Below are 1,181 nucleotides of genomic sequence, written 5' to 3'. Positions count from 1 at the left end.
AACAATATCCGCAGCTTCGGTGACTGGCTTAGCCCCGTTACATCTTCCGCGCAGGACGACTCGATCAGTGAGCTATTACGCTTTCTTTAAATGATGGCTGCTTCTAAGCCAACATCCTGACTGTTTTAGCCTTCCCACTTCGTTTTCCACTTAGCCAATCTTTGGGACCTTAGCTGGCGGTCTGGGTTGTTTCCCTCTTGACGCCGGACGTTAGCACCCGACGTCTGTCTCCCAAGCTCGCACTCATCGGTATTCGGAGTTTGCAATGGTTTGGTAAGTCGCAATGACCCCCTAGCCATAACAGTGCTCTACCCCCGATGGTGATACTTGAGGCACTACCTAAATAGTTTTCGGAGAGAACCAGCTATTTCCAAGTTTGTTTAGCCTTTCACCCCTACCCACAGCTCATCCCCTAATTTTTCAACATTAGTGGGTTCGGACCTCCAGGGCGTGTTACCGCACCTTCATCCTGGCCATGAGTAGATCACTTGGTTTCGGGTCTACACCCAGCGACTGATCGCCCTATTCGGACTCGATTTCTCTACGGCTTCCCTATCTGGTTAACCTTGCCACTGAATGTAAGTCGCTGACCCATTATACAAAAGGTACGCAGTCACGGAACAAGTCCGCTCCTACTGTTTGTATGCACACGGTTTCAGGATCTATTTCACTCCCCTTCCGGGGTTCTTTTCGCCTTTCCCTCACGGTACTGGTTCACTATCGGTCGATTACGAGTATTTAGCCTTGGAGGATGGTCCCCCCATATTCAGACAGGATGTCACGTGTCCCGCCCTACTTGTCGTACGCTTAGTACCACCGGTCCGATTTCACATACGGGGCTATCACCCACTATGGCTCCTATTTCCAGAGGATTCTGTTATCGGTCCGACTATCACGTACAGGCTCTTCCCATTTCGCTCGCCGCTACTTTGGGAATCTCGGTTGATTTCTTTTCCTGCAGCTACTTAGATGTTTCAGTTCGCCGCGTTCGCCTTGCATACCTATGTATTCAGTATGCAATACCCTAAAAGGGTGGGTTGCCCCATTCGGAAATCTGCGGATCAAAGTGTGTTTGCTCACTCCCCGCAGCTTATCGCAAGCTACTACGTCCTTCATCGCCTGTAATCGCCAAGGCATCCACCATGTGCACTTATTCGCTTGTCCCTATAACGTTAGCCTCT

General features: G+C 50.3%; 1 other annotated feature (running past one end of the window).

Going from position 1 to position 1,181, the window contains the following annotated elements:
* Window positions 1-1,164: a sequence feature (mutual gap in cmsearch alignment for this rRNA model is longer than 100), on the bottom strand; it reaches 1,821 nt to the left of the window's first position.
* Window positions 1,165-1,181 lie beyond the last annotated feature (17 nt).

The organism is Janthinobacterium sp. TND4EL3 (genome assembly GCF_900156175.1).
Taxonomy (GTDB): domain Bacteria; phylum Pseudomonadota; class Gammaproteobacteria; order Burkholderiales; family Burkholderiaceae_D; genus Janthinobacterium.
The sequence above is the reverse complement of the archived record's forward strand: the minus strand, read 5'-3'. Positions and strand labels throughout refer to the sequence as shown.